At 62.0% G+C, this 22,787-nt stretch carries 20 protein-coding genes; 14 read left to right on the forward strand and 6 right to left on the reverse strand.

The features are described 5' to 3' along the window. Positions 1–37: 37 nt before the first annotated feature. The 4 genes from WM40_RS03965 to hslU all read left to right on the forward strand — a co-directional run bounded on the left by WM40_RS03965 (position 38) and on the right by hslU (position 4,108). The gene (locus WM40_RS03965) at positions 38–1,111 is read left to right on the forward strand and encodes a CobW family GTP-binding protein (RefSeq protein ID WP_036009718.1); all 1,074 of its coding nucleotides are present in this window, start codon (positions 38–40) and stop codon (positions 1,109–1,111) included. Positions 1,112–1,396: 285 nt separating this feature from the next. Then, a complete protein-coding gene (gene dksA / locus WM40_RS03970; RefSeq protein WP_024903433.1) occupies positions 1,397–1,816 on the forward strand; it encodes an RNA polymerase-binding protein DksA in 420 nt (139 codons plus the stop codon). A gap of 391 nt (positions 1,817–2,207) precedes the next feature. Beyond that, positions 2,208–2,756 carry an ATP-dependent protease subunit HslV gene (gene hslV / locus WM40_RS03975; protein WP_024903434.1) on the forward strand — a complete coding sequence of 183 codons (549 nt, stop codon included), beginning with the start codon at positions 2,208–2,210 and terminating at the stop codon, positions 2,754–2,756. Between the two features lie 14 nt (positions 2,757–2,770). Beyond that, complete coding sequence (gene hslU / locus WM40_RS03980) at positions 2,771–4,108, forward strand: ATP-dependent protease ATPase subunit HslU (protein WP_024903435.1); 1,338 nt, start codon at positions 2,771–2,773, stop codon at positions 4,106–4,108. A gap of 42 nt (positions 4,109–4,150) precedes the next feature. Here the strand turns inward: hslU and WM40_RS03985 are convergent, their stop codons facing one another. Then, a complete protein-coding gene (locus tag WM40_RS03985) occupies positions 4,151–4,693 on the reverse strand; it encodes a response regulator transcription factor (protein ID WP_046152232.1) in 543 nt (180 codons plus the stop codon). Beyond that, complete coding sequence (locus tag WM40_RS03990) at positions 4,686–5,981, reverse strand: ATP-binding protein (protein WP_024903438.1); 1,296 nt, start codon at positions 5,979–5,981, stop codon at positions 4,686–4,688. Before WM40_RS03990 ends, WM40_RS03985 begins: the two co-directional genes overlap by 8 nt. Before the next feature lie 165 nt (positions 5,982–6,146). Between WM40_RS03990 and argB the strand changes: the two genes are divergently transcribed. The 6 genes from argB to WM40_RS27660 all read left to right on the forward strand — a co-directional run bounded on the left by argB (position 6,147) and on the right by WM40_RS27660 (position 13,052). Continuing rightward, complete coding sequence (argB, locus tag WM40_RS03995) at positions 6,147–7,046, forward strand: acetylglutamate kinase (protein ID WP_024903439.1); 900 nt, start codon at positions 6,147–6,149, stop codon at positions 7,044–7,046. A gap of 38 nt (positions 7,047–7,084) precedes the next feature. After that, positions 7,085–8,005, forward strand: coding sequence for a pyrimidine 5'-nucleotidase (locus WM40_RS04000; RefSeq protein WP_390174007.1), 921 nt, complete (start codon positions 7,085–7,087; stop codon positions 8,003–8,005). 307 nt (positions 8,006–8,312) lie between these two features. Then, positions 8,313–9,554, forward strand: a complete 1,242-nt coding sequence (gene metX / locus WM40_RS04005) for a homoserine O-acetyltransferase MetX (protein WP_024903441.1) — start codon at positions 8,313–8,315, stop codon at positions 9,552–9,554. 170 nt (positions 9,555–9,724) lie between these two features. Continuing rightward, positions 9,725–10,321, forward strand: a complete 597-nt coding sequence (metW, locus tag WM40_RS04010) for a methionine biosynthesis protein MetW (protein ID WP_096335567.1) — start codon at positions 9,725–9,727, stop codon at positions 10,319–10,321. Positions 10,322–10,332: 11 nt separating this feature from the next. Next, entirely contained in the window at positions 10,333–11,607 is a 1,275-nt protein-coding gene (locus WM40_RS04015) for an AmpG family muropeptide MFS transporter (protein WP_036009733.1), read from the forward strand. Then, the gene (locus WM40_RS27660) at positions 11,604–13,052 is read left to right on the forward strand and encodes a M48 family metalloprotease (protein WP_157685701.1); all 1,449 of its coding nucleotides are present in this window, start codon (positions 11,604–11,606) and stop codon (positions 13,050–13,052) included. Before WM40_RS04015 ends, WM40_RS27660 begins: the two co-directional genes overlap by 4 nt. A 21-nt stretch (positions 13,053–13,073) precedes the next feature. On the opposite strand, the gene WM40_RS04030 is transcribed toward WM40_RS27660, so the two are convergent. From WM40_RS04030 to gatC, 4 genes are all read right to left on the reverse strand, one after another. After that, a complete protein-coding gene (locus WM40_RS04030; RefSeq protein ID WP_024903445.1) occupies positions 13,074–13,850 on the reverse strand; it encodes an exodeoxyribonuclease III in 777 nt (258 codons plus the stop codon). Between the two features lie 56 nt (positions 13,851–13,906). Beyond that, on the reverse strand, positions 13,907–15,397 hold the full coding sequence (gene gatB, locus WM40_RS04035) for an Asp-tRNA(Asn)/Glu-tRNA(Gln) amidotransferase subunit GatB (RefSeq protein ID WP_046152234.1): 1,491 nt from the start codon (positions 15,395–15,397) through the stop codon (positions 13,907–13,909). A 4-nt stretch (positions 15,398–15,401) separates the two neighbouring features. Next, positions 15,402–16,907, reverse strand: coding sequence for an Asp-tRNA(Asn)/Glu-tRNA(Gln) amidotransferase subunit GatA (gene gatA / locus WM40_RS04040; protein ID WP_024903447.1), 1,506 nt, complete (start codon positions 16,905–16,907; stop codon positions 15,402–15,404). Between the two features lie 63 nt (positions 16,908–16,970). Beyond that, on the reverse strand, positions 16,971–17,270 hold the full coding sequence (gatC, locus tag WM40_RS04045) for an Asp-tRNA(Asn)/Glu-tRNA(Gln) amidotransferase subunit GatC (protein WP_024903448.1): 300 nt from the start codon (positions 17,268–17,270) through the stop codon (positions 16,971–16,973). 562 nt (positions 17,271–17,832) lie between these two features. Here gatC and WM40_RS04060 point away from each other — a divergent pair. The 4 genes from WM40_RS04060 (at position 17,833) to mrdA (ending at position 22,778) form a co-directional block, all read left to right on the forward strand. Next, complete coding sequence (locus WM40_RS04060) at positions 17,833–18,876, forward strand: rod shape-determining protein (RefSeq protein ID WP_024903450.1); 1,044 nt, start codon at positions 17,833–17,835, stop codon at positions 18,874–18,876. Between the two features lie 75 nt (positions 18,877–18,951). Next, the gene (gene mreC, locus WM40_RS04065; RefSeq protein WP_046152236.1) at positions 18,952–20,085 is read left to right on the forward strand and encodes a rod shape-determining protein MreC; all 1,134 of its coding nucleotides are present in this window, start codon (positions 18,952–18,954) and stop codon (positions 20,083–20,085) included. Beyond that, positions 20,082–20,594: a rod shape-determining protein MreD gene (gene mreD, locus WM40_RS04070; RefSeq protein ID WP_024903452.1), complete on the forward strand. Its 513-nt coding sequence runs from the start codon at positions 20,082–20,084 to the stop codon at positions 20,592–20,594. The genes mreC and mreD overlap by 4 nt, the downstream gene beginning before the upstream one ends. Before the next feature lie 12 nt (positions 20,595–20,606). Continuing rightward, positions 20,607–22,778: a penicillin-binding protein 2 gene (gene mrdA / locus WM40_RS04075; RefSeq protein WP_082102422.1), complete on the forward strand. Its 2,172-nt coding sequence runs from the start codon at positions 20,607–20,609 to the stop codon at positions 22,776–22,778. The last annotated feature ends 9 nt before the right edge of the window (positions 22,779–22,787 follow it).

A 22,787-nucleotide genomic window follows, 5' to 3' on the forward strand; every position in this document is an offset into this window, starting at 1 on the left:
GCGCACTCAACTGTATCGATAGAGGCAACGCATCATCATGAATCAGATTCCCGTCACCATCCTGACCGGTTTCCTCGGCAGCGGCAAGACGACGCTGCTGAATCGCATCCTGTCCGATGCGCACGGCATGAAAATCGCCGTTATCGAAAATGAATTCGGCGAGGAGAATATCGACAACGACATTCTGGTTCGCGACGCCGGCGAACAGATCGTGCAAATGAGCAATGGCTGCATCTGCTGCACGATCCGCGGTGATCTGGCGAATGCGTTGACGGATCTCGCCGAGCGCCGCAAGTCCAAGGCGATTCATTTCGACCGCGTGGTCATTGAAACCACGGGTCTCGCGAATCCGGGTCCGGTCGCGCAGACGTTTTTCATGGATGACAAGGTGGCGGAGCATTTCCTGCTCGACGCCGTCATCACGCTGGTGGACGCGAAGCATGCGAACCAGCAGTTGGACACGCACGAAGTGGTGCAGCGCCAGGTCGGATTTGCCGATCGCCTGTTCATCACAAAGGCGGATCTCGTCGATGCCGAGGTGCTGCACGCGCTGAAGCATCGCCTGGTACAGATGAATCCCCGGGCGCCGATCGCCGAAGTCAATTTCGGTGAAGCCTCGATCAAGCAGATCTTCGATCTGCGCGGCTTCAACCTGAACGACAAGCTGGAGATCGACCCGGCTTTCCTGGAAGAAGACGATCACGATCACGCCGATTGCGACCACGATCATGGCCATTGCGAACATGATCACGATCATGCGCACGATCACGGCCACGACCATGGTCATGCCCATCATCATCATGCGCACCACGACGACAAGATCAAAAGCTTCGCGTTCCGCAGCGACAAGGCGTTCGACCCCCGGAAACTGGAGGACTTCCTGGGCGGCGTCCTGCAGATCTACGGCGAGCAATTACTCCGTTACAAGGGCGTGCTGTGGATGAAGGGGGTGGACCGCCGGGTGGTATTCCAGGGCGTCCACCAGATGATGGGAACCGATTTAGCCACACGTTGGCTGCCGTCTGAAAAGAAGCATTCCAAGATGGTTTTCATCGGTATAGACTTGCCGCAGGATTTGATTACGGATGGCTTGGAACGTTGTTTGGTGTAAAGCCGTACACTACATGAGTGCTTAGTGTACAAGACGCATCCGCTGCCGGCGTCAGCCGTGGAGTGGTTGCGGACCCTGGTTCACTCGCAGGCCGCTCGCGCGCGCTATGTCACTGAATCGAAAAAGATAACGCGCCTGAGTGACAAATCACTGGAGCGGGTCGACGTTTCAGTTACAATACTTCGCCGCTAGAAACGACATATCGACCCAATAGCGCCACCCGGATCTGCACAGCCGTTTTGCAGCAGTCGGGAGCCCCCTCCCGCCACGAAGACAGTACGCCAGATGACGACGACACGAATCTTGACTGAAGAAGAAATCCTTGCCGCGGACGACAAGGATTATATGAACGATGCGCAGCTCGCGTTCTTCCGGGATCGGCTCGAAAAATTGCAGGCGGAAATCCTCCATAACGCCGGCCAGACGACCGAAAACCTCCGTGAAACCGTGATCGTGCCGGACCCGGCAGACCGCGCGACCATCGAGGAAGAGCACGCACTGGAATTGCGCACGCGTGACCGCGAGCGCAAACTGCTCAAAAAGGTGCAGCAATCGCTGGCGCGGATCGAAAGCGGCGAATACGGCTGGTGCGAGGAAACGGGCGAGCCGATCGGCGTACCGCGTCTGATTGCCCGTCCGACGGCTACGCTGTCGCTCGAAGCGCAGCAACGCCGCGAATTGCGCCAAAAGCTGTTCGGCGACTGATTTGCCTTGTGGGCGCCCGGGTCCTTGCGCCGCCACCGCGGCGGGACAGGCTGTCCGCGGCTACTCCTGCCGGGTTGCCGACTCCGGCGCCCCGACGATACGTGCCATTGCGGCACCGGTGTGCTTCCCCATGCCCTTTCGGGCGCTCTCGCCACGCCGCCGCTCCGATCCTCCCGGCTGCCGACGCCATTACGTCGCGGCTATTTACCTGAATCACCCCCGCCAAACCCGTTTTTTGCCGCACGCCTACCGTTGCCGCTGCAATTTCGCTTTCGACCTTGATTTCTGTCAGTACGCGCTCATATAAGAACGAATAGCGTCCGCGTTCGTCGTTTCCGCAACGGTTGACGCCGTCCCGTGCGGATGCCCCCCTGACTTTTAGAGGAATCGTATGGAGCAATACCACGGCACGACCATCGTCTCGGTGCGCAGCAAGGACGGCAAATCGGTCGCCTTGGGCGGCGACGGCCAGGTGACGCTCGGCAATATCGTGATGAAGGGCTCCGCGCGGAAGGTCCGCCGGATTTACCACGGCAAGGTGCTGGTGGGCTTTGCCGGCGGTACAGCGGACGCCTTCTCGCTGCTGGATCGCTTCGAAGCCAAACTGGAGAAGCATCAGGGGCACCTGACACGCGCCGCGGTGGAACTGGCCAAGGACTGGCGCACCGACAGAATGCTGCGGCGCCTGGAGGCCATGCTGATTACCGCCGATGCGGAAACCACGCTCGTCATCACCGGGAACGGCGATGTGCTCGATCCCGAGGACGGAATCTGCGCCATAGGCTCAGGTGGCAGTTATGCCCAGGCCGCCGCGGTCGCCTTGACGGAAAACACGGAATTGAATCCGCGCGACATCGTCGAGAAATCGCTGAAGATAGCGGGTGATATGTGTATCTACACGAATCACAGCCGCATTATCGAGACGATTGGTTTGGAATGATTTCAGGACAAGACATGAGCAATATGACCCCACCCGAGATCGTCTCGGAACTCGACAAGCACATCATCGGTCAACACAAGGCAAAACGCGCCGTCGCGGTGGCGTTGCGGAATCGCTGGCGCCGCCAGCAGGTTGATGAACAGTTGCGTCATGAAATCACGCCGAAGAACATCTTGATGATCGGTCCGACGGGCGTGGGCAAGACGGAAATCGCTCGCCGCCTCGCCAAGCTGGCCGACGCCCCCTTCATCAAGATCGAGGCGACGAAGTTCACCGAGGTCGGCTACGTCGGCCGGGACGTCGATAGCATCATTCGCGACCTTGCCGAGATCGCCATCAAGCAGACGCGTGATTCGGAAATGCGCAAAGTACGGGCAAAGGCCGAGGATGCCGCGGAGGACCGGATTCTGGATCTGCTGTTGCCGAATACACGCACGGCCTACTCAGCGGACAACGAGACCCAGGGCAGCACGGACACGGCCACACGGCAGACGTTTCGCAAGCGCCTGCGGGAAGGCACGCTGGACGACAAGGAAGTCGAGCTCGACATCGATGCGCCTACACCATCGATGGACATCATGGGCCCACCCGGCATGGAGGAAATGACCGAGCAGATTCGCGGCATGTTCGCCAATATCGGTAGCGGCAAGAAGACCCGGCGCAAGGTCAAGATCAAGGAAGCCTATAAGCTGCTGATCGATGAAGAGGCCGGGCGGATGCTGAACCAGGATGAGGTGAAAACGAAGGCGATCGCCAATATCGAACAGAACGGCATCGTGTTCCTGGACGAGATCGACAAGATCGCCTCCCGCGGCGAGGGCGGCGGCGGTGAAGTGTCGCGCCAGGGCGTGCAACGCGACTTGCTGCCGCTAGTGGAAGGTACGACCGTGAATACGAAATACGGGATGGTGAAGACCGATCACGTCCTGTTTATCTGCAGCGGCGCCTTTCATCTGGCCAAGCCGAGCGATCTGATCCCGGAACTGCAGGGGCGCTTGCCGATCCGCGTCGAACTGGACTCCCTGTCCGTTGACGATTTCGAATCGATCCTGGTCAGCACCGACGCCAGCCTGACCAAGCAATATCAAGCCTTGCTGCAAACGGAAGGGGTCACGCTGACGTTCACGAACGACGGCATTCGACGCCTCGCCGAGATCGCGTTTTCGGTCAACGAGAAGACCGAGAATATCGGTGCGCGCCGCTTGTACACGGTCATGGAAAAGCTACTGGAAGAGGTGTCTTTCACCGCTGGTACCACCGATCAGCCGACCGTGGAAATCAACGGCAGCTATGTCGATGCGGCGTTGGGCGAAGTGGCAGGCAACGAAGACTTGTCGCGCTACGTCTTGTAGCCCTCTTGATGAAGGCAGCGGGTACGTAACCCGCTCCGGAGATCAGCGTCCGACTGGTCGCTTGCTCAATTTCCGTTGCAGCGTGCGGCGGTGCATGTTCAGCGCGCGAGCGGTCGCGGAAATATTGCCTTCATGCTCGGCCAGCACGCGCTGGATATGCTCCCATTCGAGTCGCGCAACCGACAGCGGCGCCGGATTTTCCAACGCGGCATCCGCTTGCTCCAGGGTCGCGTTCTCATTCATCGCAGCCAGGATCGTCTCGACGTTTGCCGGCTTGGATACATAGTTATCGGCGCCGTCCTTGACCGCCTGCACGGCGGTTGCGATGCTGGCATAGCCGGTCAGTACCAGGATCAGCGCGTCAGGCTGCAATTCGCGCAGCTTCGCGATCAGCGTCAGGCCCGAATCCTGGCCCAGATGCAAGTCGACTGTAATCCGACCGAAATCCATCTCGTCCGCCAGTTCCAGCGCGCGGGCAGCGTCATTCGCTTGATGAACGGTATACCCACGACGTGTCAGGGAACGCCCGAGAATATCGGCGAACGTCGTGTCGTCGTCGATGATCAGGAAATGCTGGTTACTCATCTGGAGCCTCGGCCCGCATCGCGGGTAGTGTCAAAATAGCGCGGGTGCCACGCCCCGGCGCATCGCCAATGTCGATCGTGCCATTCAGCCGGGCCGCTGTCACGAACGCCAGATACAAACCAACGCCCGCGCCACCCTGAGTACTCCGTACCGGTGTCGCGCCAATCTGGCCACGCAGCGCCGCAGGAATACCGGGGCCATGATCGGAGACGGTGAACGCGATCACCCCCTCCCGGCCATCGCCTGCCGAAACCGCCGCCCCATCGGCGGCATACCCGCCATCCCGCACCTCGATTGAGATGTGGCCCGGGCTAGCACGCGCGGCATTGTCGAGCAGGATCGTCAGGATCTGGCCTACCGCGACCGTATCCTCGATGACCATAGACTCGGAGCCCAGCGACCCGGTCTCCAGACCTGCCTGCGGATGACGCAGCCGCCATTGCTCGATAAAGCTTTCCAACCATGGCTTCAAGCGTCTGCGATTTGGCGATGCCGCTCGCGACTGTAGCCGCTTCAGCGCTTCCTTGCAAAGCGTGATCTGCTGCTCCAGCACGGTGAAATCGCCCCGATAGGGCGCCAACGACTGATCGGCTGCGGCGCTTTCCCGCAACTCTTCGGATAAAAGCGCAATTGTCGAGAGTGGCGTGCCCATTTCATGCGCGATACTCGCAGCCTGTGCGCCAAGGGCCACGACACGCTCGTCGCGTAGCAAACGCTGCTGAGCCTCCGCCAGTGCGGCCTCCCTGCGACGCAATGCCCGGGACATCCGCGCAACGAACCAGGCGATCAGCGCCACGCTGATCAGGAAATTGATCAGGTTGCCGGTACGGTACAAGTCGAAGAGGTCGCGCGGATGACGCGCTTCCAGCGGCCAGGAATAGACGGCCAGCAAAAGATAGCCGAGCACCGCAAAGCTGGCCAGCACCAGCGCCGACCGCCACGGGAGTACCGCCGCGCCAATCGCCAATGCCGGCAAATACAACGAAAAAAATGGATTCATCGTGCCGCCGGACATGATCAGGAGCGCGGTCAACGCACCCAGATCGACACAGAGCTGCCCGAACAATTCGCCGTTGCTTTCCTCGCCGGGACGCGCGATGCGCATCAGCGTGGCGGCGTTGAATGCGATCTCCAGGATGATCACGGCAGCCATCGGCAGTAGCGGCAGCCGGATGCCTAATCCAACATCCACGACGATGATCGCCAGCGCTTGTCCTGTAATTGCAACACAACGGAGCCAGAATAAATGGCTCAGGTTCAAATGCCCAGTTTGAGAAATGTCGTTCATGGGCAGGAGTGTAGCGCGTTCCTGTACAATTCCGCGTTAGCAATGCATTAATGCATAGGCAGCGCACCGCTGGCTCATCAGCGCCAAAAACCGTCGCCACCGCCGCCAGCCCTTTGACTCTTGCGGCGATGTTTTTGCACCCCGTTTCCGGATTTTCAGGCCGCCATGCCCGACTCCCTCGATATCGCGCAACTTGCCCCCTCTCTCAAGGCCGAACTGCTTTCGGAGGCATTGCCTTATATCCGCCAGTATCACGGCAAGACCGTGGTGATCAAATACGGCGGCAATGCCATGACCGAAGAGCGATTGAAGCAAGGCTTCGCGCGCGACGTGGTGCTGCTGAAACTGGTCGGCATCAATCCGGTGATCGTCCATGGTGGCGGCCCGCAAATCGACCAGGCCCTGAAAAAGATCGGCAAACAAGGCACGTTCATCCAGGGGATGCGTGTGACCGACGATGAGACGATGGAAGTGGTCGAGTGGGTGCTCGGCGGTGAAGTCCAGCAGGACATCGTCATGCTGATCAATCACTTCGGCGGACAGGCAGTGGGCCTGACCGGCAAGGATGGCGGCCTGATCCACGCCCGCAAGATGATGATCCCGGATCGCGAGCACCCAGGCGCGTTCCTCGACATCGGTCATGTCGGCGAAGTCGAGGCGATCAATCCGGCGGTGGTGAAAGCGTTGCAGGATGACGCCTTCATTCCGGTAATCTCGCCGATCGGTTTCGACAGCGAAGGCCAGTCATACAACATCAACGCCGACCTCGTGGCTGGCAAGCTCGCCGTTGTCCTCAACGCCGAGAAGCTCGTGATGATGACGAATATCCCGGGCGTGATGGACAAGGCCGGCACGCTGTTGACCGATCTGACCGCCCGCGAAATCGATTCGCTGTTCGAGGACGGCACGATTTCCGGCGGCATGATGCCGAAGATCGCATCGGCGCTGGATGCGGCAAAGAGCGGCGTGCGCTCGGTGCACATCGTCGACGGCCGTATCGAGCACTCGGTGCTGCTTGAAATCCTGACCGAACAACCGTTCGGCACGATGATCCGCTCGTATTGATGGCCCCTCGCCGCCTCGGGCGGCCCTCGCCACTCGGCTTGGACGCGTCCCTCGATCCTGCCCGCGCCAAGGCGTCCGGGCGTTTTCGCGACACCCGCCGCCGCCGGACGCGTAAGGGTACCGGCACGATCGGGCGCCCTCGCGCAGGGCCGGTCTGGTTGTTCGATCTCGACAACACCCTCCATCACGCATCGCACGCCATTTTCCCGTATATCAATCGCGAGATGACGGCATTTATCGAGCGCGCGTTGGCCGTCGACCGTGAAACGGCAAACCGTCTGCGCGTGGCCTATACGCGGCGCTACGGCGCAGCGTTATTGGGATTGGTACGTCGTCATGGGATCGATGCGCATGCCTTCCTGCGCGAGGTCCATCCTTCCGACACCCTGATGGAAATGGTGCGCGGTGAACGGGGTTTGCGCCGCACGCTGTCCGCGCTGCCAGGGCGCAAGATCGTGTTGACCAATGGCCCTTCCGCCTACGCACAGACGATTCTCGCGGCATTGGGCATTCGCGGTTATTTCGAGCGCGTCATTGCCATCGAGGATATGCGACGCGGCAATCAATGGCAGGCCAAGCCGGAACGCACGGTCATGCGACGTGTGTTGCGTCAGGTAGGCGTGCCGCTCGCGCATGCGTCAAGGGCGACATTGGTCGAGGATACGCACGGACATCTGAAGCGCTATCGCCGGCTCGGCATCCGCACCGTCTGGATCACCGGCTTCATCCCGGTACGCGATACGCCGGCACGCCGCGCATCGCAGGCAGCGCTGCTGCTGGCGCGGCCAGCGCCCGACGCAACCGCCGACGGCACGGCAGTCACGTATCCCGTCACGCCCTCCGCGGGCAGCGAGGCATCGCTGCGGCAGCATATGGTCGCACCGGCGCGGATCACGGCAAGCCGCCCCCATTACGTCGATCACCGTGTGCGGACGTTGGCACGATTGCGCCGGCATTGACGCTGTTCGGTCGCCGCGGTGCGGTGCTATACTGGCGTCCTTTCTCACGCGCCGATTTGCTGACTCGATTGCGGGCGCGCGAGCTGGCGCCGGAATGCCTCCGTGGCGTCTTGTCCTGTTCGCCCGTGGTATGTGCGATGCCAGGATAAGCCGCCGCGGGGACAACCTGGTGCCGGTTCACTATAAATCCGGCTAAAGCGGTCGTCAGCGCAGGCGGTCCCGGTACCCGGCGGAAGGCTTTTCCATTCCGCGATGTACCGTGCAACGACAAGCCCATGCCGACCGTTTCGCCACCCTTGGTGGATTCATGAAATCGCTCGGCTTTGTCACACCGGTCTCGTTGCACTTCGACCACCCGCTAGCCCTCGATAGCGGCCAAACCCTTCGCGCGTACGACCTGTTGGTCGAAACCTATGGCACGTTGCATGCCGACCGCTCGAACGCGGTGCTGGTGTGCCACGCGCTGAATGCATCGCATCATGTGGCCGGCATCCACGCGGATACAGAGGAAGTGGGCTGGTGGGACAACATGATCGGCCCGGGCAAGCCGCTGGATACCGATCGCTTCTTCGTGATCTGCGTTAACAATCTTGGTTCGTGCTTCGGCTCGACCGGACCGATGAGCCTCGACCCCGAGACCGGTACCCCCTACGGTGCGCGCTTTCCGCTGGTGACGGTGGAGGACTGGGTGCGTACCCAGGCACGGGTCGCCGATCATTTCGGGATTTATCGCTTCGCCGCGGTGATCGGCGGCAGCCTGGGCGGCATGCAGGCCCTTGCATGGAGCCTTCTCTATCCGGATCGACTCGGGCACTGCATCGTCATCGCCTCCGCACCGAAGCTGTCGGCGCAGAACATTGCGTTCAACGAAGTAGCGCGCTCGGCGATTCGCTCGGACCCCGATTTCCATGGCGGCGATTACTACGCGCATGGTGTCAAACCACGCGGCGGCCTGCGCGTCGCGCGGATGATCGGTCATATCACCTATCTATCCGACGACGACATGGCGAACAAGTTCGGCCGGGCGCTGCGTCGCGCGGAAGACCAGGGCCAGTCTCCGATCGCGGCGGTGGCCACGGCTGCGGCCGAAATCGATCCGGCCGCCGTCAGCCCCGAGAGCGCGGCGGCCATCGCCGCGACGGCGGCAGCATCGGCCTATCGTTATAGCTTCGATGTCGAGTTCGAGGTGGAGTCCTATCTACGGTACCAGGGCAACAAGTTTGCCGAATACTTCGATGCGAACACTTACCTGCTGATCACCCGTGCGCTCGATTATTTCGATCCGGCAAAGTCGCACGGCGGCGACCTGACCGCCGCGCTCGACGCCACCCGCGCCAAATTCCTCGTGGTGTCGTTCACCACGGACTGGCGGTTCGCGCCGGCACGGTCGCGTGAAATCGTGCAGGCCCTGCTCAAATTGAAGCGCGACGTCAGCTATGCCGAAATCGATGCGCCGCACGGCCATGACGCGTTCCTCTTGAGCGACGTCCGCTACCACAATCTGATTCGCGCACGCTTCGCCCGGATCGCCGAGGAGATTCAGGCATGAAGACCGTGCAACCAGACAGCCGCATCCCGTCGCAGCCGTCGCCCCCTCCGTCGGAGGCACACGCGGACCGTGCGATCGACGCGCCGCGCGACGCCGCGGCAGCCACCGCGGCGGCCTACGCGGCGCGACCGCCCCGCGCTGCGCCGGCCTTGCATACGCACTCCGCCTCGCTGGCTGACCACCTGTCAGGGCGCGAGGACTTCCGGGCCATCGCACGATGGGTGGAACCGGGTGCCAGCGTCCTCGACCTCGGGTGCGGTGACGGCGCGTTGCTCGCGCTCCTGTCAGACGAGTTGGAAGTGCAAGGCTATGGGATCGAGATCGACGATGCCGGCGTGTTGTCCTGCGCGAAACGCGGGGTCAACGTCATCCAGCGAAATCTGGAAGACGGTCTGAAACTGTTTGATGACAATAGCTTCGATTTCGCGATCCTGTCACAGACACTCCAGACGATCCACGAAACGGCGGCCATCCTGCACGAGACGGTTCGCGTGGCCAGACAGGCCATTGTCTCGTTCCCTAACTTCGGTTATTGGCCGCATCGGCTGTCCGTGTTGCAAGGCCGCATGCCCGTGTCGACATCGTTGCCCTATCAGTGGCATAACACACCGAATGTGCGCGTCCTGACAATCGCGGACTTCGAGGCACTGGCACCCGAAGTCGGCATCCGTATTTGCGAACGCGTGGTACTGCATGGCGGCCGCCCGATCCATTGGGGGGCGAACTGGCGTGGTAGTCTTGCGGTTTATCGAGTGGAAAAGCGGTGAATGGCGAGCAAATGCGTACATCGAAAGAGGAACTCGCGGTATCGGGCTGGCGTGTTTATTTCAACACGCGGATGCTGGTCTGCGCGTTTCTCGGTTTCACATCGGGCCTGCCGCTTTACGTTCTGATCACGCTGGTCCAGGCCTGGTTGCGTTCATCCGGGGTGGACCTGAAGCAGATCGGCCTGTTCGCGTTGATTGGCATTCCCTACACCTGGAAGTTTGTCTGGGCACCGCTGCTGGACCGCTTTTCCCCGGGCATAGGCCGTTGGCAACCGGGGCGGCGGCGCGGCTGGATGCTGGTGGCGCAATTATCGGTGGCGGCGGGCATCGCGGCGATGGGTTGGCTGCAACCGCAGCTGGAACTCTGGACCGTGGCCGCATTTGCCTTCGCACTCGCGTTCTTCAGCGCCAGCGCGGATATCGCCATCGATGCCTACCGTCGCGAATTGCTGTCGGACGCGCAACAGGGGCTGGGCACTGCCATTCACGTCAATGCCTACAAGATCGCATCACTGGTCCCCGGTTCACTGTCCCTCGTGCTGGCCGACCACCTGCCTTGGTCCACGGTGTTTGCGATCACCGCGGCGTTCATGCTGCCAGGCATCATCCTGACATTTCTCGCGCCCGCCCCCACCGTGGCCGCATTGGCGCCACGTAACCTGACCGATGCCATCGTATTGCCCTTCAAGGAATTCATCGCGCGAAGCGGCTGGCGACACGCAATCTTAATTCTTGCCTTTATCTTCCTGTATAAACTTGGCGACAGTATGACCACGGCGTTAGCCACCCCGTTCTACCTCGATCTCGGCTTTACCAAAACGCAGATCGGACTGGTCGCCAAGGTGAGTAGCCTGTGGGCAAGCGTTGCAGGCGGTATCCTTGGTGGTATCTGGCTGGTACGGTTGGGAATTGCCCGCGGGCTATGGGTTTTCGGCATCGCCCAAATCGTATCGACGCTGACGTTCGCGTGGCTCGCGGCACTTGGCACGCACGCGAGCACATTCGATCTCGGCTGGGCGATCGCGGCGGAGGCCTTCGGCGCCGGCTTGGGAACCGCAGCGTTCACGGCGTATATCGCGACAACGACGGACCCGCGATACACCGCGACGCAGTTCGCGCTGTTCACGAGTCTGGCATCGGTACCACGCGTATTCATTAATGCGGGGACCGGATGGATCGTCGACACGCTCGGATGGTTTGATTTTTACTTGGTATGCGCGGTGCTGGCGCTCCCTGGCATGGCGCTGCTGCTGAAAGTGGCACCCTGGAACACACGAACACGATGACACCCTCCGAGAGGACCCGCTTTGCCGCGCTTGTTGCCGTCTCCGCGGTGTCCGCCTTGTCGCTTACGCTGACGTTCGTCGCCAGTCACGCTGGGGCGAGCGCGCCGGTGCTCGCCAGCAACCGCTCGTCGCTGGGCATGGCCGAGGGGTCATCGCCGGTTCAGGAAGGGGAGCTGGCGATTGGCGATCCGGCGGCGCCGTTGCCAGGCTCGGCGGCACTGACTGCCGGCGGGACCTTCGGTCAAGGCACACGCATTGCCGGCGCCCCTGGCGGCCCGTTGACATTCCGTGCCATGGTGCCCTCGGACTGGCTGGAAATCCAGGGAGAGCTTGCCTACGAGCATGCACTGGCTATTGCGGCGCAGCAAGGGCAATCGCTGCCCGACGACAATCCGACAGTCGTTCGAACGCGGGCGATCCTCGCAAGGCTCGAACCGTTCGCACTCAAATGGAACGATCGCGCGAAGGGGTGGAAGTGGGAACTCAGCATTATCCACTCGCCGGACCTGGACGCCGTCTGCTTGCCTGGCGGCAAGGTGCTGATCAACGATGGCATGATCGAGCGCCTGGGCCTCAATGAAAACGAGACCGCGCTCTTGATCGCCCATCTGATCGCCCATGCGCTGCGCGAGCACGCACGCTCGAAGATTGGTGAACAACTGGGGCAGGCGGACCCCCGTGTCGGCAAGACCGGCCGCGCCGTCGCAGGGACCAAGGCGCTCGCGGCGGCACCGTCGCCCGGTGCCCGATCGGCAAGGGATCCCGGCGACACCTCCCTCTTCGGCTCTTCCGGTCTTGCCCAGGCCGACACCCGCGACGGCCTGCCGGTGGATCCGGCAGACGGCGGTGCCACGCCACGCAAGGTATCGTCATCATCGCGCAACGGCACCCACGCCATTGACGCCAATGACACGCAGCGCGCCGTACCGGGCGCCCCCATCATCGGCGCGCCCGGTGCGGCGCCGGTCGATGGCCTGGCGCTGTCCGGCACCAGCTTGAATGTGGTGCCGGCGTTGTTGAATCTGCATTATGAAGCGGCCGATGAAACAGAGGCCGATGTGATTGGCGCGGACATGGCGTCACGCGCCGGCTTTGATCCACGTGCCGGGCTGGCGCTGTGGGAAAAAATCGCGGCGATGGCACGTTGGAAGCCCTCGCTGCCCTTCGTGCAGGAACATCCCATTACCGACAAGCGGTTGGCCGATTTGAAGAAGCGGCAGAAGGATATGCTGCCGCTGTATGCCCGCGCCCTCGATGCGTCAGTGGACGACCTGCCGCCGTACCGGCCGGGGCGCTGGAATCCGCCGCGCCTGCAGCATTCGCGCGATGATGACGCAACGGCAAACGCACCGCTGCGCGAGGCGCGGCATGAACAACCGGCAACGGCATCGCCGCTGTCCTTTCTGTCGAGCCTGCCGCACCGGCTTGCCGAACTGTTCAAATAGTCGCCGAACGGCAATGCGCCGTTATTTAAGCTTGTAGTCGTAGTCGATCGTCAGCGGCGCATGGTCGCTGAACTTGATGTCCTTGAAGATCTCGACCCGTTTCGCCGTGGCCGCCACGCCCGGCGTGGTCAGGTGGTAATCGATGCGCCAGCCCACGTTCTTCGCATACGCCTGTCCGCGCTGACTCCACCACGTGTACTGCTCCGGCCGATCATCGAGCGTACGAAACACATCCACATAGCCGACCTCATCGAAGAGCGTCGTCAGCCAGGCGCGCTCCTCGGGCAGGAAACCGGAGTTTTTCAGGTTGCCCTTCCAATTCTTGATGTCGATTTCCTTGTGCGCGATATTGACATCGCCACACAAGATCACTTCACGCCCTTCCGCCTTCAGCGCGGCGAGATGCGGCATGAAGACCGCCATGAAGCGGAACTTCGCCTGCTGCCGCTCTTCCGAACTCGAGCCCGACGGCACATAGACCGAGATCACAGACAGCTTGCCGTAACGCACCTCGACGTACCGTCCTTCCGCATCGAACTCCTCGCTGCCAAAGCCGATGATGAATTCATCGGGCGTATGACGTGTGTAGAGCCCGGCACCGCTATAGCCTTTTTTCACCGCATGCTGGAAATAGCCGGTGAACGCGTGCGGCGCCAGCAACTCCGGCGTCATGTCGTCCTGCGCGCACTTCAACTCCTGCACGCAGACGATATCCGCGTCCTGCTTGCCCATCCACTCGAAGAAACCTTTCTTCGCCGCCGAACGCACACCGTTCAGGTTCGCCGAAATAACCCGCATCGTCTGCCGCCTTTGTTGACCGCTTCGTGGTCGCTTGTTAAGGAGATATTGGCTGATTACCGATCGCCGAGTTTCTTGCGCAGCAGGTCGTTGACCTGCGCCGGATTGGCCTTGCCTTTCGTCGCCTTCATGGCCTGCCCCACCAGCGCGTTGAACGCCTTTTCCTTGCCAGACCGGAACTCTTCGACGGACTTGGCGTTGGCGGCCAGCACCTCGTCGATGATCCCTTCCAGCGCGCCGCTGTCGGAAATCTGCTTCAGCCCCTTCTCTTCGATAATCCGATCGGCCGCATGCTCATCGGTCGCCCGCGTCTCCCACATCAGTTGGAACACTTCCTTGGCGAGCTTGTTCGACAGCGTGCCGTCGGCAATGCGGGAAATCAACAGCGCGATCTGTACCGGCGTCAACGGTGCCTGTGCGATCTCCAGCCCGTCGCGGTTCAGTTGCGACGCCAGTTCACCCACCACCCAGTTCGCCGCGGTCTTGGCCTGCGCTTCCCCGGCTTGCGCCACGATCGCTTCATAGTAAGCGGCCAGCGCCCGCGACGACGTCAACGTCATGGCATCCTGCTTTTGCAGACCATATTGCGTCGTGAGGCGGGCCTGCATGGCTTCCGGCAATTCCGGCAACTCGCCGCGCACGCGCTCGATCCATGAAGGTTCGATCACCAGCGGCATGAGATCAGGGTCCGGGAAATAACGGTAATCCTGCGCGTCTTCCTTGCTCCGCATCGATCGCGTTTCGCGACGGTCTGGATCGTACAGGCGTGTTTCCTGGACCACGGTGCCACCGTCCTCGATCAGCTCGATCTGACGCGTGACCTCGTACTCGATGGCTTCTTCCAGGAAGCGGAACGAATTCAGGTTCTTGATTTCGGCACGGGTGCCGAAAGCTTCCTGCCCCACAGGACGCACGGATACGTTGGCATCGCACCGGAACGAGCCTTCCTGCATATTGCCGTCGCAGACACCCAGCCAGACCACAAGCGTATGCAGCGCTTTGGCATACGCCACCGCTTCAGCGGAACTGCGCATCACCGGCTCGGTGACGATTTCCAGCAGCGGCGTGCCGGCCCGGTTCAGATCAATGCCAGTCATGCCGGCGAAGTCTTCGTGCAAGCTCTTGCCCGCGTCCTCCTCGAGGTGGGCACGCGTCAATTCGATCGTTTTTTCATAGGGTGACGCGTCTTTGCCGATGCCCGGCACCAGCACCGTCAAGCTGCCGCCCACCACCACCGGAATCTCGAACTGGCTGATCTGATAGCCCTTGGGCAGATCGGGATAAAAGTAGTTCTTGCGCGCAAAAATGCTGCGCGGCGACACCGTGGCGCCAATCGCCAAGCCGAAACGGATAGCCCGCTCGACGGCGCCGCGATTCGGCACCGGCAGCGTGCCGGGAAGCGCCAGGTCAACCGGCGCGGCATGCGTGTTCGGCGCAGCGCCGAATGACGTGGGCGCGCCGGAGAAAATCTTCGATACCGTGGACAACTGCGCGTGGGTTTCCAAGCCGATGACGACTTCCCAGCCCGTGTATGTGTGATGGGCCATGTTCTTATACTCCCGTCGGCGCGCGCAGATGCCAATCCGTCGCTCGCTGGAACGCATGCGCCACCTGGAGCATTCGCGCCTCGTCAAAATAATTGCCGATGATCTGCAGCCCCACCGGCAAACCGCACGCGCCGAAACCCGCCGGTACGCTCATGCCTGGCAGACCGGCCAGGCTCGTTGACAAGGTGTAGACGTCCGCGAGGTACATCGCCAGCGGATCATCGGTCTTCTCGCCCAGCTTCCACGCCACGCTCGGCGACACCGGCCCCATGATCACGTCGCATTGACTGAACGCCTGCTGAAAATCCTGCGCGATGATGCGGCGGATTTTCTGCGCCTGCAGGTAGTAGGCATCGTAATAACCATGCGACAGCACATAGGCGCCGGTCAGGATACGGCGCTGTACTTCATCGCCGAAGCCCTCGGTACGCGACTTCTTGTACATGTCTGCAAGGTCCTTGTACGACGCGGCACGGTGCCCGTAACGCACACCGTCGAAACGCGACAGGTTCGACGACGCCTCGGCCGGTGCCAGCACGTAGTAGACCGGAATCGACAACTGCGTCTTCGGCAGCGACACATCGACCAGCGTGGCGCCGAGCTTCTTGAACTCGTCCAGCGCCGCATCGATCGCCTGACGCACGTCGGCATTGAGACCCTCTCCGAAGTACTCCGTCGGCAATCCGATGCGCAAGCCGGCCAGGGCGGCGTCTCCCGCATCGGACGCGCTCGTCGAAGCGTTCCACGGCTTGCCCAGATGCGCCGTGAAATCCTCGGCGTCGCGTTCGAGACTGGTTGCGTCGCGGGGGTCTGCGCCGGCCATCACGTTCAGGAGCAGCGCGCAATCCTCGGCCGAACGCGCCATCGGGCCCGCCTGATCGAGCGACGACGCGAACGCGATCATGCCATAGCGGGAGACGCGACCATAGGTCGGCTTGATGCCGGTGATGCCGGTCAACGCGGCAGGTTGGCGAATCGAGCCGCCCGTATCGGTGCCGGTTGCGGCGGGCGCCAGACGGGCGGCCACCGCAACCGCGGAGCCCCCCGACGAGCCACCGGGTACCGTCTGCCTATCCCAGGGATTGCGCACGGGACCAAAGAACGAATTCTCGTTCGACGAGCCCATCGCGAATTCATCCATGTTCGTCTTGCCGAGACACACTACACCGGCGTCGGCCAGGCGAGCGACAACGGTGGCGTCGAACGGGCTGCGATACGTTTCCAACATCCTCGACCCGGCTGTCGATGGCCAGTCCCGCGTGACGAACACATCCTTGTGCGCCAGTGGAATACCGAGCAGCGGCGCACGCGTCGCCCCGCCCTCGCCATTTGCCAGCCGGGCATCGGCGGCACGGGCGGCGTTCAGCGTGACCTCCCGGTCAACGCTGATGAACGCGTTCAATGTCGCTGCCGCCTCGATACGTTTGAGGTAATGCTCCGCCAATTCCACGGCGGAAGTCTCGCGCGCATCCAGTGCGGCGCGTAATTCGGTCAGGCTTTTGTCATGCATCTCAGGGATTTTCCCGAATAATTCGCTCGATCGGATCTACAACGGTTCACGCGGCGCAATCGCTTATTCGATCACGCGCGGCACCAGGTAGAGGCCTTCCTCGGTCCGCGGTGCCGAACGCTGATTGGCTTCGCGATCGATCGTTTCAGCGGCGGCGTCGTCCCGCAGTCGCAACGCCACATCCTGGATCGCTTCGATCGGATGGGCAAGCGGCGCCACGCCGGAGGTATCCACCGCCTGCATCTGCTCGACCAGCGCGAAGAATTCATTCAACTGCGTCACCATCCGCTCGCGCGCATCGGGGGCCAGTTCGAGCCGCGCAAGGTGCTCGATCCGTTGTACATCGGTCAGGGTCAGGGACATTGGCTAGGGGCGATTGCAAAAAAACGGAAAAAGGACGGAAAAGGCGCAGATACGCGGCTTGCCGCGTAGCGAGGCAGTCGCGTCAACGTGCGGAATCCGCAAGAATCGCTGCAGGGCGCATACCGCGGCACACGCGGCCAAGCCGCGGTGCAGCGGGTATGTCGCCGTACCGTTTGGGTTAGCGCGCGATTTTCGCATGGTCGAACGAAAATCCGCGCTAAAACAACGCGCTGAAACAGCACGCCGTCACGTTTGGTAACACCGTTTTTGGTGCTGGCACCCGTGAATTATAAGGTATCATTACGCCTCGACCCAATCTGGGTTGATCGTCCGCCGTCGCGCTGCCCGTACCTTGACCTTCGTGATACACATGCGCGTGCATGTAGCGTGGCAAGGCAACGCCGCGGCCGACCAACTGCAAATTCCTCCAGGCAGCTTCGTGTGCGGAAATTTGTGTGTCGCCTCGTGGTTTCGCGGTTGGAACCCGGCGGCCGCACGCGAGGCTGTTATTTTTTCGCTGCCCCGGCTGACCGCCGCGTGGCGCTGAGCGACAGGATCCTGAATGTTCGGTTTTTTTCGCAGCTACTTTTCCAATGACCTCGCCATCGATCTGGGCACGGCCAATACGCTGATCTACATGCGCGGCAAGGGCATCGTCCTCGATGAGCCTTCCGTGGTCGCCATTCGCACCGAAGGCGGTCCGAACGGCAAGAAGACGATCCAGGCAGTAGGCAAGGAAGCCAAGCAGATGCTTGGCAAGGTGCCGGGTAACATCGAGGCCATCCGCCCGATGAAAGACGGCGTGATCGCCGATTTCACGGTCACCGAGCAGATGATCAAGCAGTTCATCAAGATGGCGCATCAGTCGCGGATGCTGCGACCGTCGCCGGCGATGATCGTCTGTGTGCCGTGCGGCTCCACGCAGGTGGAACGTCGTGCCATCAAGGAAGCGGCGCATGGCGCCGGCGCCTCCCAGGTCTATCTGATCGAAGAGCCCATGGCGGCCGCGATCGGCGCGGGCCTGCCGGTGTCGGAGGCCACGGGATCGATGGTCGTCGATATCGGCGGCGGCACGACCGAAGTCGGCGTGATCTCACTGGGCGGGATCGTCTACAAGGGTTCGGTGCGCGTGGGTGGCGACAAGTTCGATGAAGCCATCGTCAACTACATTCGCCGCAACTACGGCATGCTGATTGGCGAACAGACGGCGGAAGCGATCAAGAAGGAAATCGGCTCGGCGTTCCCCGGTTCCGAAGTCAAGGAAATGGAAGTCAAGGGGCGTAACTTGTCGGAGGGTATCCCCCGCAGCTTCACGATTTCAAGCAATGAAATCCTGGAAGCATTGACGGACCCGCTGAACCAGATCGTGTCGTCGGTGAAGATCGCGCTAGAACAAACGCCGCCGGAACTGGGCGCCGATATCGCCGAGCGTGGCATGATGCTGACGGGTGGCGGTGCGCTGCTGCGCGACCTGGATCGCCTGTTGGCGGAGGAAACCGGTCTGCCGGTTCTCGTCGCGGAGGACCCGTTGACGTGCGTGGTGCGCGGTTCCGGCATGGCGCTTGAGCGTGTGGACAAGGTTCGCAGCATTTTTTCCTACGAATAACGCCTCTCGGCGGCGCGGCGCTGCCCGCCAGGGTAGCGTAGCCCTTTCGTATTTTTCTAGGCTGGGACGCCGTTCATGGATCACAGTCCACCGCCGCTCTTCAGGCAAGGTCCTTCCGCGCTGGTCCGCCTGATCGTCTGCATGTCGCTGGCGATCGGCCTGCTGGTGACCGATGCGCATTTCCATACGCTGACGCTGTTCCGGCAGGTCATCGTGACCGCGCTCTACCCGCTGCAACGCGCCGCGCTGGCACCACGCGACCTGATCGCGGATGTGTTTTCCTTCGCCGTCTCGAATGAGACACTGCGCGCGCAGGTGTCGCAATTGCAGGCGCGCAACCTGCAATTGGGTCTGGAAGCATCGCGTGCCGCCGAGATGCAGGTGGAAAACAGCCACCTTCGCAGCTTGCTGCAATTGACGCAACGCGCGCCGATCACGCCGATTCCGGCGGAAATCCAGTACGACACCCGCGACCCGTTCTCACAGAAAGTCATCATCGACCACGGCCTGCAAGCCGGCGTGGAAAATGGTGCGCCGGTCATTACCGAAGATGGCCTGATGGGACAGATCACTCGTGTCTTCCCACTGCAATCGGAAGTGACGCTGCTGACCGATCGCGATCAAGCGGTGCCGGTGCAGATCGTGCGTACCGGCGTGCGCAGCGTCGTCTATGGCAGCGCGGACACCGGCATGCTTGACATGCGTTTCGTGCCATCGGGCGCCGATGTGAAACCGGGCGACGAACTGGTGACCAGTGGACTCGATGGGCTGTATCCGCCTGGCTTGCCCGTAGCGCGGATCGTTCGCGTCGACAAACAGTCGGATTCCGCGTTCGCGAAGGTCTGGGCGTCACCCATCGCGAAGATCCGCGGCGTGCGGCAGTTGTTGGTCCTGCATTATCGCGAGGCGCTTCCTACCAATCCGGTGGAAGAGGAAAAAGCCGAACAGGCGAAGAATGGGAAAGGCGCGAAGAAGAGCAAGTCGGCCAGCGCCACGAAAGCGGGCGCGACTGAGAGTGCCTCGGCGCCTGACGCGGCCAGCGCCGCCAGCACGGCGGAAGTGACGCCGGCCGAGGCCACCGCCGCGGCATTGGCGGCGTCCGGGCGGCCTGCGGCGCCGGCAATGGAAGCCTCGGCTCCAGCGGCGGCAGCGGCACGCCATGGCGCGATAAAGGATGCGGCCCCCGGCACGACGAACCATAAACGATGAATCCTCCGCAATACATCCTGCAGCCAGTTCGCCCCTGGTTCATCGTTATGAGTCTGGTGGTGTCGCTGTTCCTGGACATGCTGCCATGGGGACGCCTGCCGGGCGTGCCCGATTTCCTCGCGCTGACACTGCTCTACTGGAATATTCGCGCACCCCGGCGGGTCGGCATCGGCTCGGCCTTTCTGCTTGGCCTTCTGGTGGATGTCAACAACACCGGCCTCGTGGGCGAACATGCATTGGCCTATACGGTGATGTCCTACACGGCGATCACGCTGCATCGGCGCATCCTGGCCTATCCGCTGTGGTCGCAGACCTTTTATATCCTGCCGCTGCTGCTGGGTGTCGAACTGCTGCCGTTCATTGCCCATTGGGTGATGACCGGCGAGCTGCCCGCCTGGGGGTACTTGAGCAACGGCCTGGTGGGCGCGCTGATCTGGCCGATCGTGAGCATCCTGTTGATCGCACCGCAAAAGCGGGCGGTCGATCCGGACGACACCCGGCCGATCTGACGGAATAGCGGGATGACCGACTTTCATAACGCCGAAACCGAAGCCCGACGTTTCCGCTTGCGCATCTTCGCCGCGGCGGCCTTCGTGCTGATCTGTTTCGGCCTGCTCGCCAGCCGCTTCTTTTACCTGCAGGTCATGCGCTATCCGCATTACGCCTTGCAGGCACGGGAAAACCGTATCTCGGTTGCGCCCATCGTGCCTAACCGCGGCATCATCACGGACCGTAACGGCGTCATCCTGGCGCGCAATTACTCCGCCTACACGCTGGAAATCACGCCATCGAAGCTGGATCGGCCGCTGCCCGAGGTCATTGACGAACTCGCTGCCTTCGAACCGATCGATGCACGGGCGCGGAGACGCTTCCGTAAATTGCAGGAAGACTCGAAGAATTTCGAGAGTTTACCGATCCTGACTCGGCTCAGCGATGACGACGTCGCGCGCTTCGTGGCGCAGCGCTATCGCTTTCCCGGCGTCGAGGTGCGCGCGCGGCTGTTCCGGCAATATCCACTCGGGCCCACCGCCGCGCATGTAATCGGGTATATCGGCCGCATTTCGCAGCGCGATCAGGAACGGATCGAACAGCGCAGCGAGGAGAATGACAACGACCCCGATCACTACGATCCGCGGCTTGATGCGAACAACTATCGCGGCACCGACTACATCGGCAAGATCGGTGTCGAGCAAAGCTACGAAACCCAGTTGCATGGGACGACCGGTTTCGAGGAAGTGGAAGTCACAGCAGGCGGCCGCCCCGTGCGCACGCTGTCGCGTTCGCCGGCAAAGCCCGGTGACAATCTGGTGCTGTCACTCGATATCGGCCTGCAGCAGGTGGCCGAACAGGCCTTCGCCGGCCGGCGTGGTGCACTGGTGGCCATCGAACCCAAAACCGGCGACATCCTGGCGTTCGTCTCCGCACCGAGTTTTGATCCGAACCTGTTCGTCGATGGCATCGATCAGCAGAATTGGGACGAACTGAACAATTCGCCGGACCATCCCTTGCTCGACCGGCCGTTGCGCGGGACCTACCCGCCGGGCTCCACGTATAAGCCGTTCATGGCGCTGGCCGCGCTGGGCTTGCACAAGCGCACGCCGGACTGGGGGTTCCAGGACCCCGGCTTTTACATGCTGGGCGGCCACAAGTTCCGCAACGACGTGATTACCGGCCAGGGCTGGGTCAATATGTATCGCGCGCTGGTGGTATCGAACGATACGTACTTCTTCATGCTCGCGCATGACCTGGGCGTCAACGCGATCGCCGACTTCATGCGACCGTGGGGCTTCGGCCAGAAGACAGGTATCGATATTCAAGGCGAGGCCACTGGCGTGCTGCCCTCCACCGACTGGAAGATGAAAGCCTACCGAAAGCCAGCGCAGCAACGTTGGTACGACGGTGAAACGGTCAGCCTGGGCATTGGCCAGGGCTATAACTCGTTCACGATCCTGCAGCTAGCCCATGCCATCTCGACTCTGGCGAACGACGGCGTGGTGATGAAACCCCACCTCGTGAAAGAGATCGAGGACCCCATCACGCATCAGGTCACGCTGACGGTGCCCAAGCCGAGCTACAAGATCAACCTGCCGCAATCCGACTTTGATATCGTCAAACGCGCGCTACAGGGCGTGGTCACTGAAGGGACGGCGAAGGCGGTATTCGTGGGCGCGCCGTACACCGTGGCGGCAAAGACCGGTACCGCGCAAGTATTCACGGTCGCGCAGGATTCGAAGTACAAGGCGCATATGGTCCCGGAACGGCTACGGGACCACGCATTGTTCGTGGCGTACGCGCCTGCCAAGGATCCGCAGATCGCGCTGGCGCTGATCGTCGAGAACGGTGGCTGGGGTGCGCAAACGGCGGGACCGGTGGCGCGCAAGGTGCTGGACTACTATATGGTGGACCGCTTCAAGCCGGGTGCCGAGGCGGCCGCTGTTGTCGCCGCGGCATCCGCGACCGTCGGCGGGACCACCCCTGTCATCGGCGGACAGGAAGAGTCGCCGGCAGCCGCGGCGTTGCCGGCCTCGCTCGCCGCGGCTTCGCCCGCCTTCAACCTGGATGCCGCATCGGATGCCGCGGCGCTATCAGCCGCCTCCGCTGCGGGTGAGCACGACGTGGATCGACCGCAGAAAGAGCCACCACCCGCCCCGCCGAAGCCGGCGGAACAAAAACCCGAAGGCGTTGCCGACTAAGCACCATTC

The sequence above is a fragment of the Robbsia andropogonis genome, assembly GCF_000970345.1.
Lineage (GTDB): Bacteria > Pseudomonadota > Gammaproteobacteria > Burkholderiales > Burkholderiaceae > Robbsia > Robbsia andropogonis.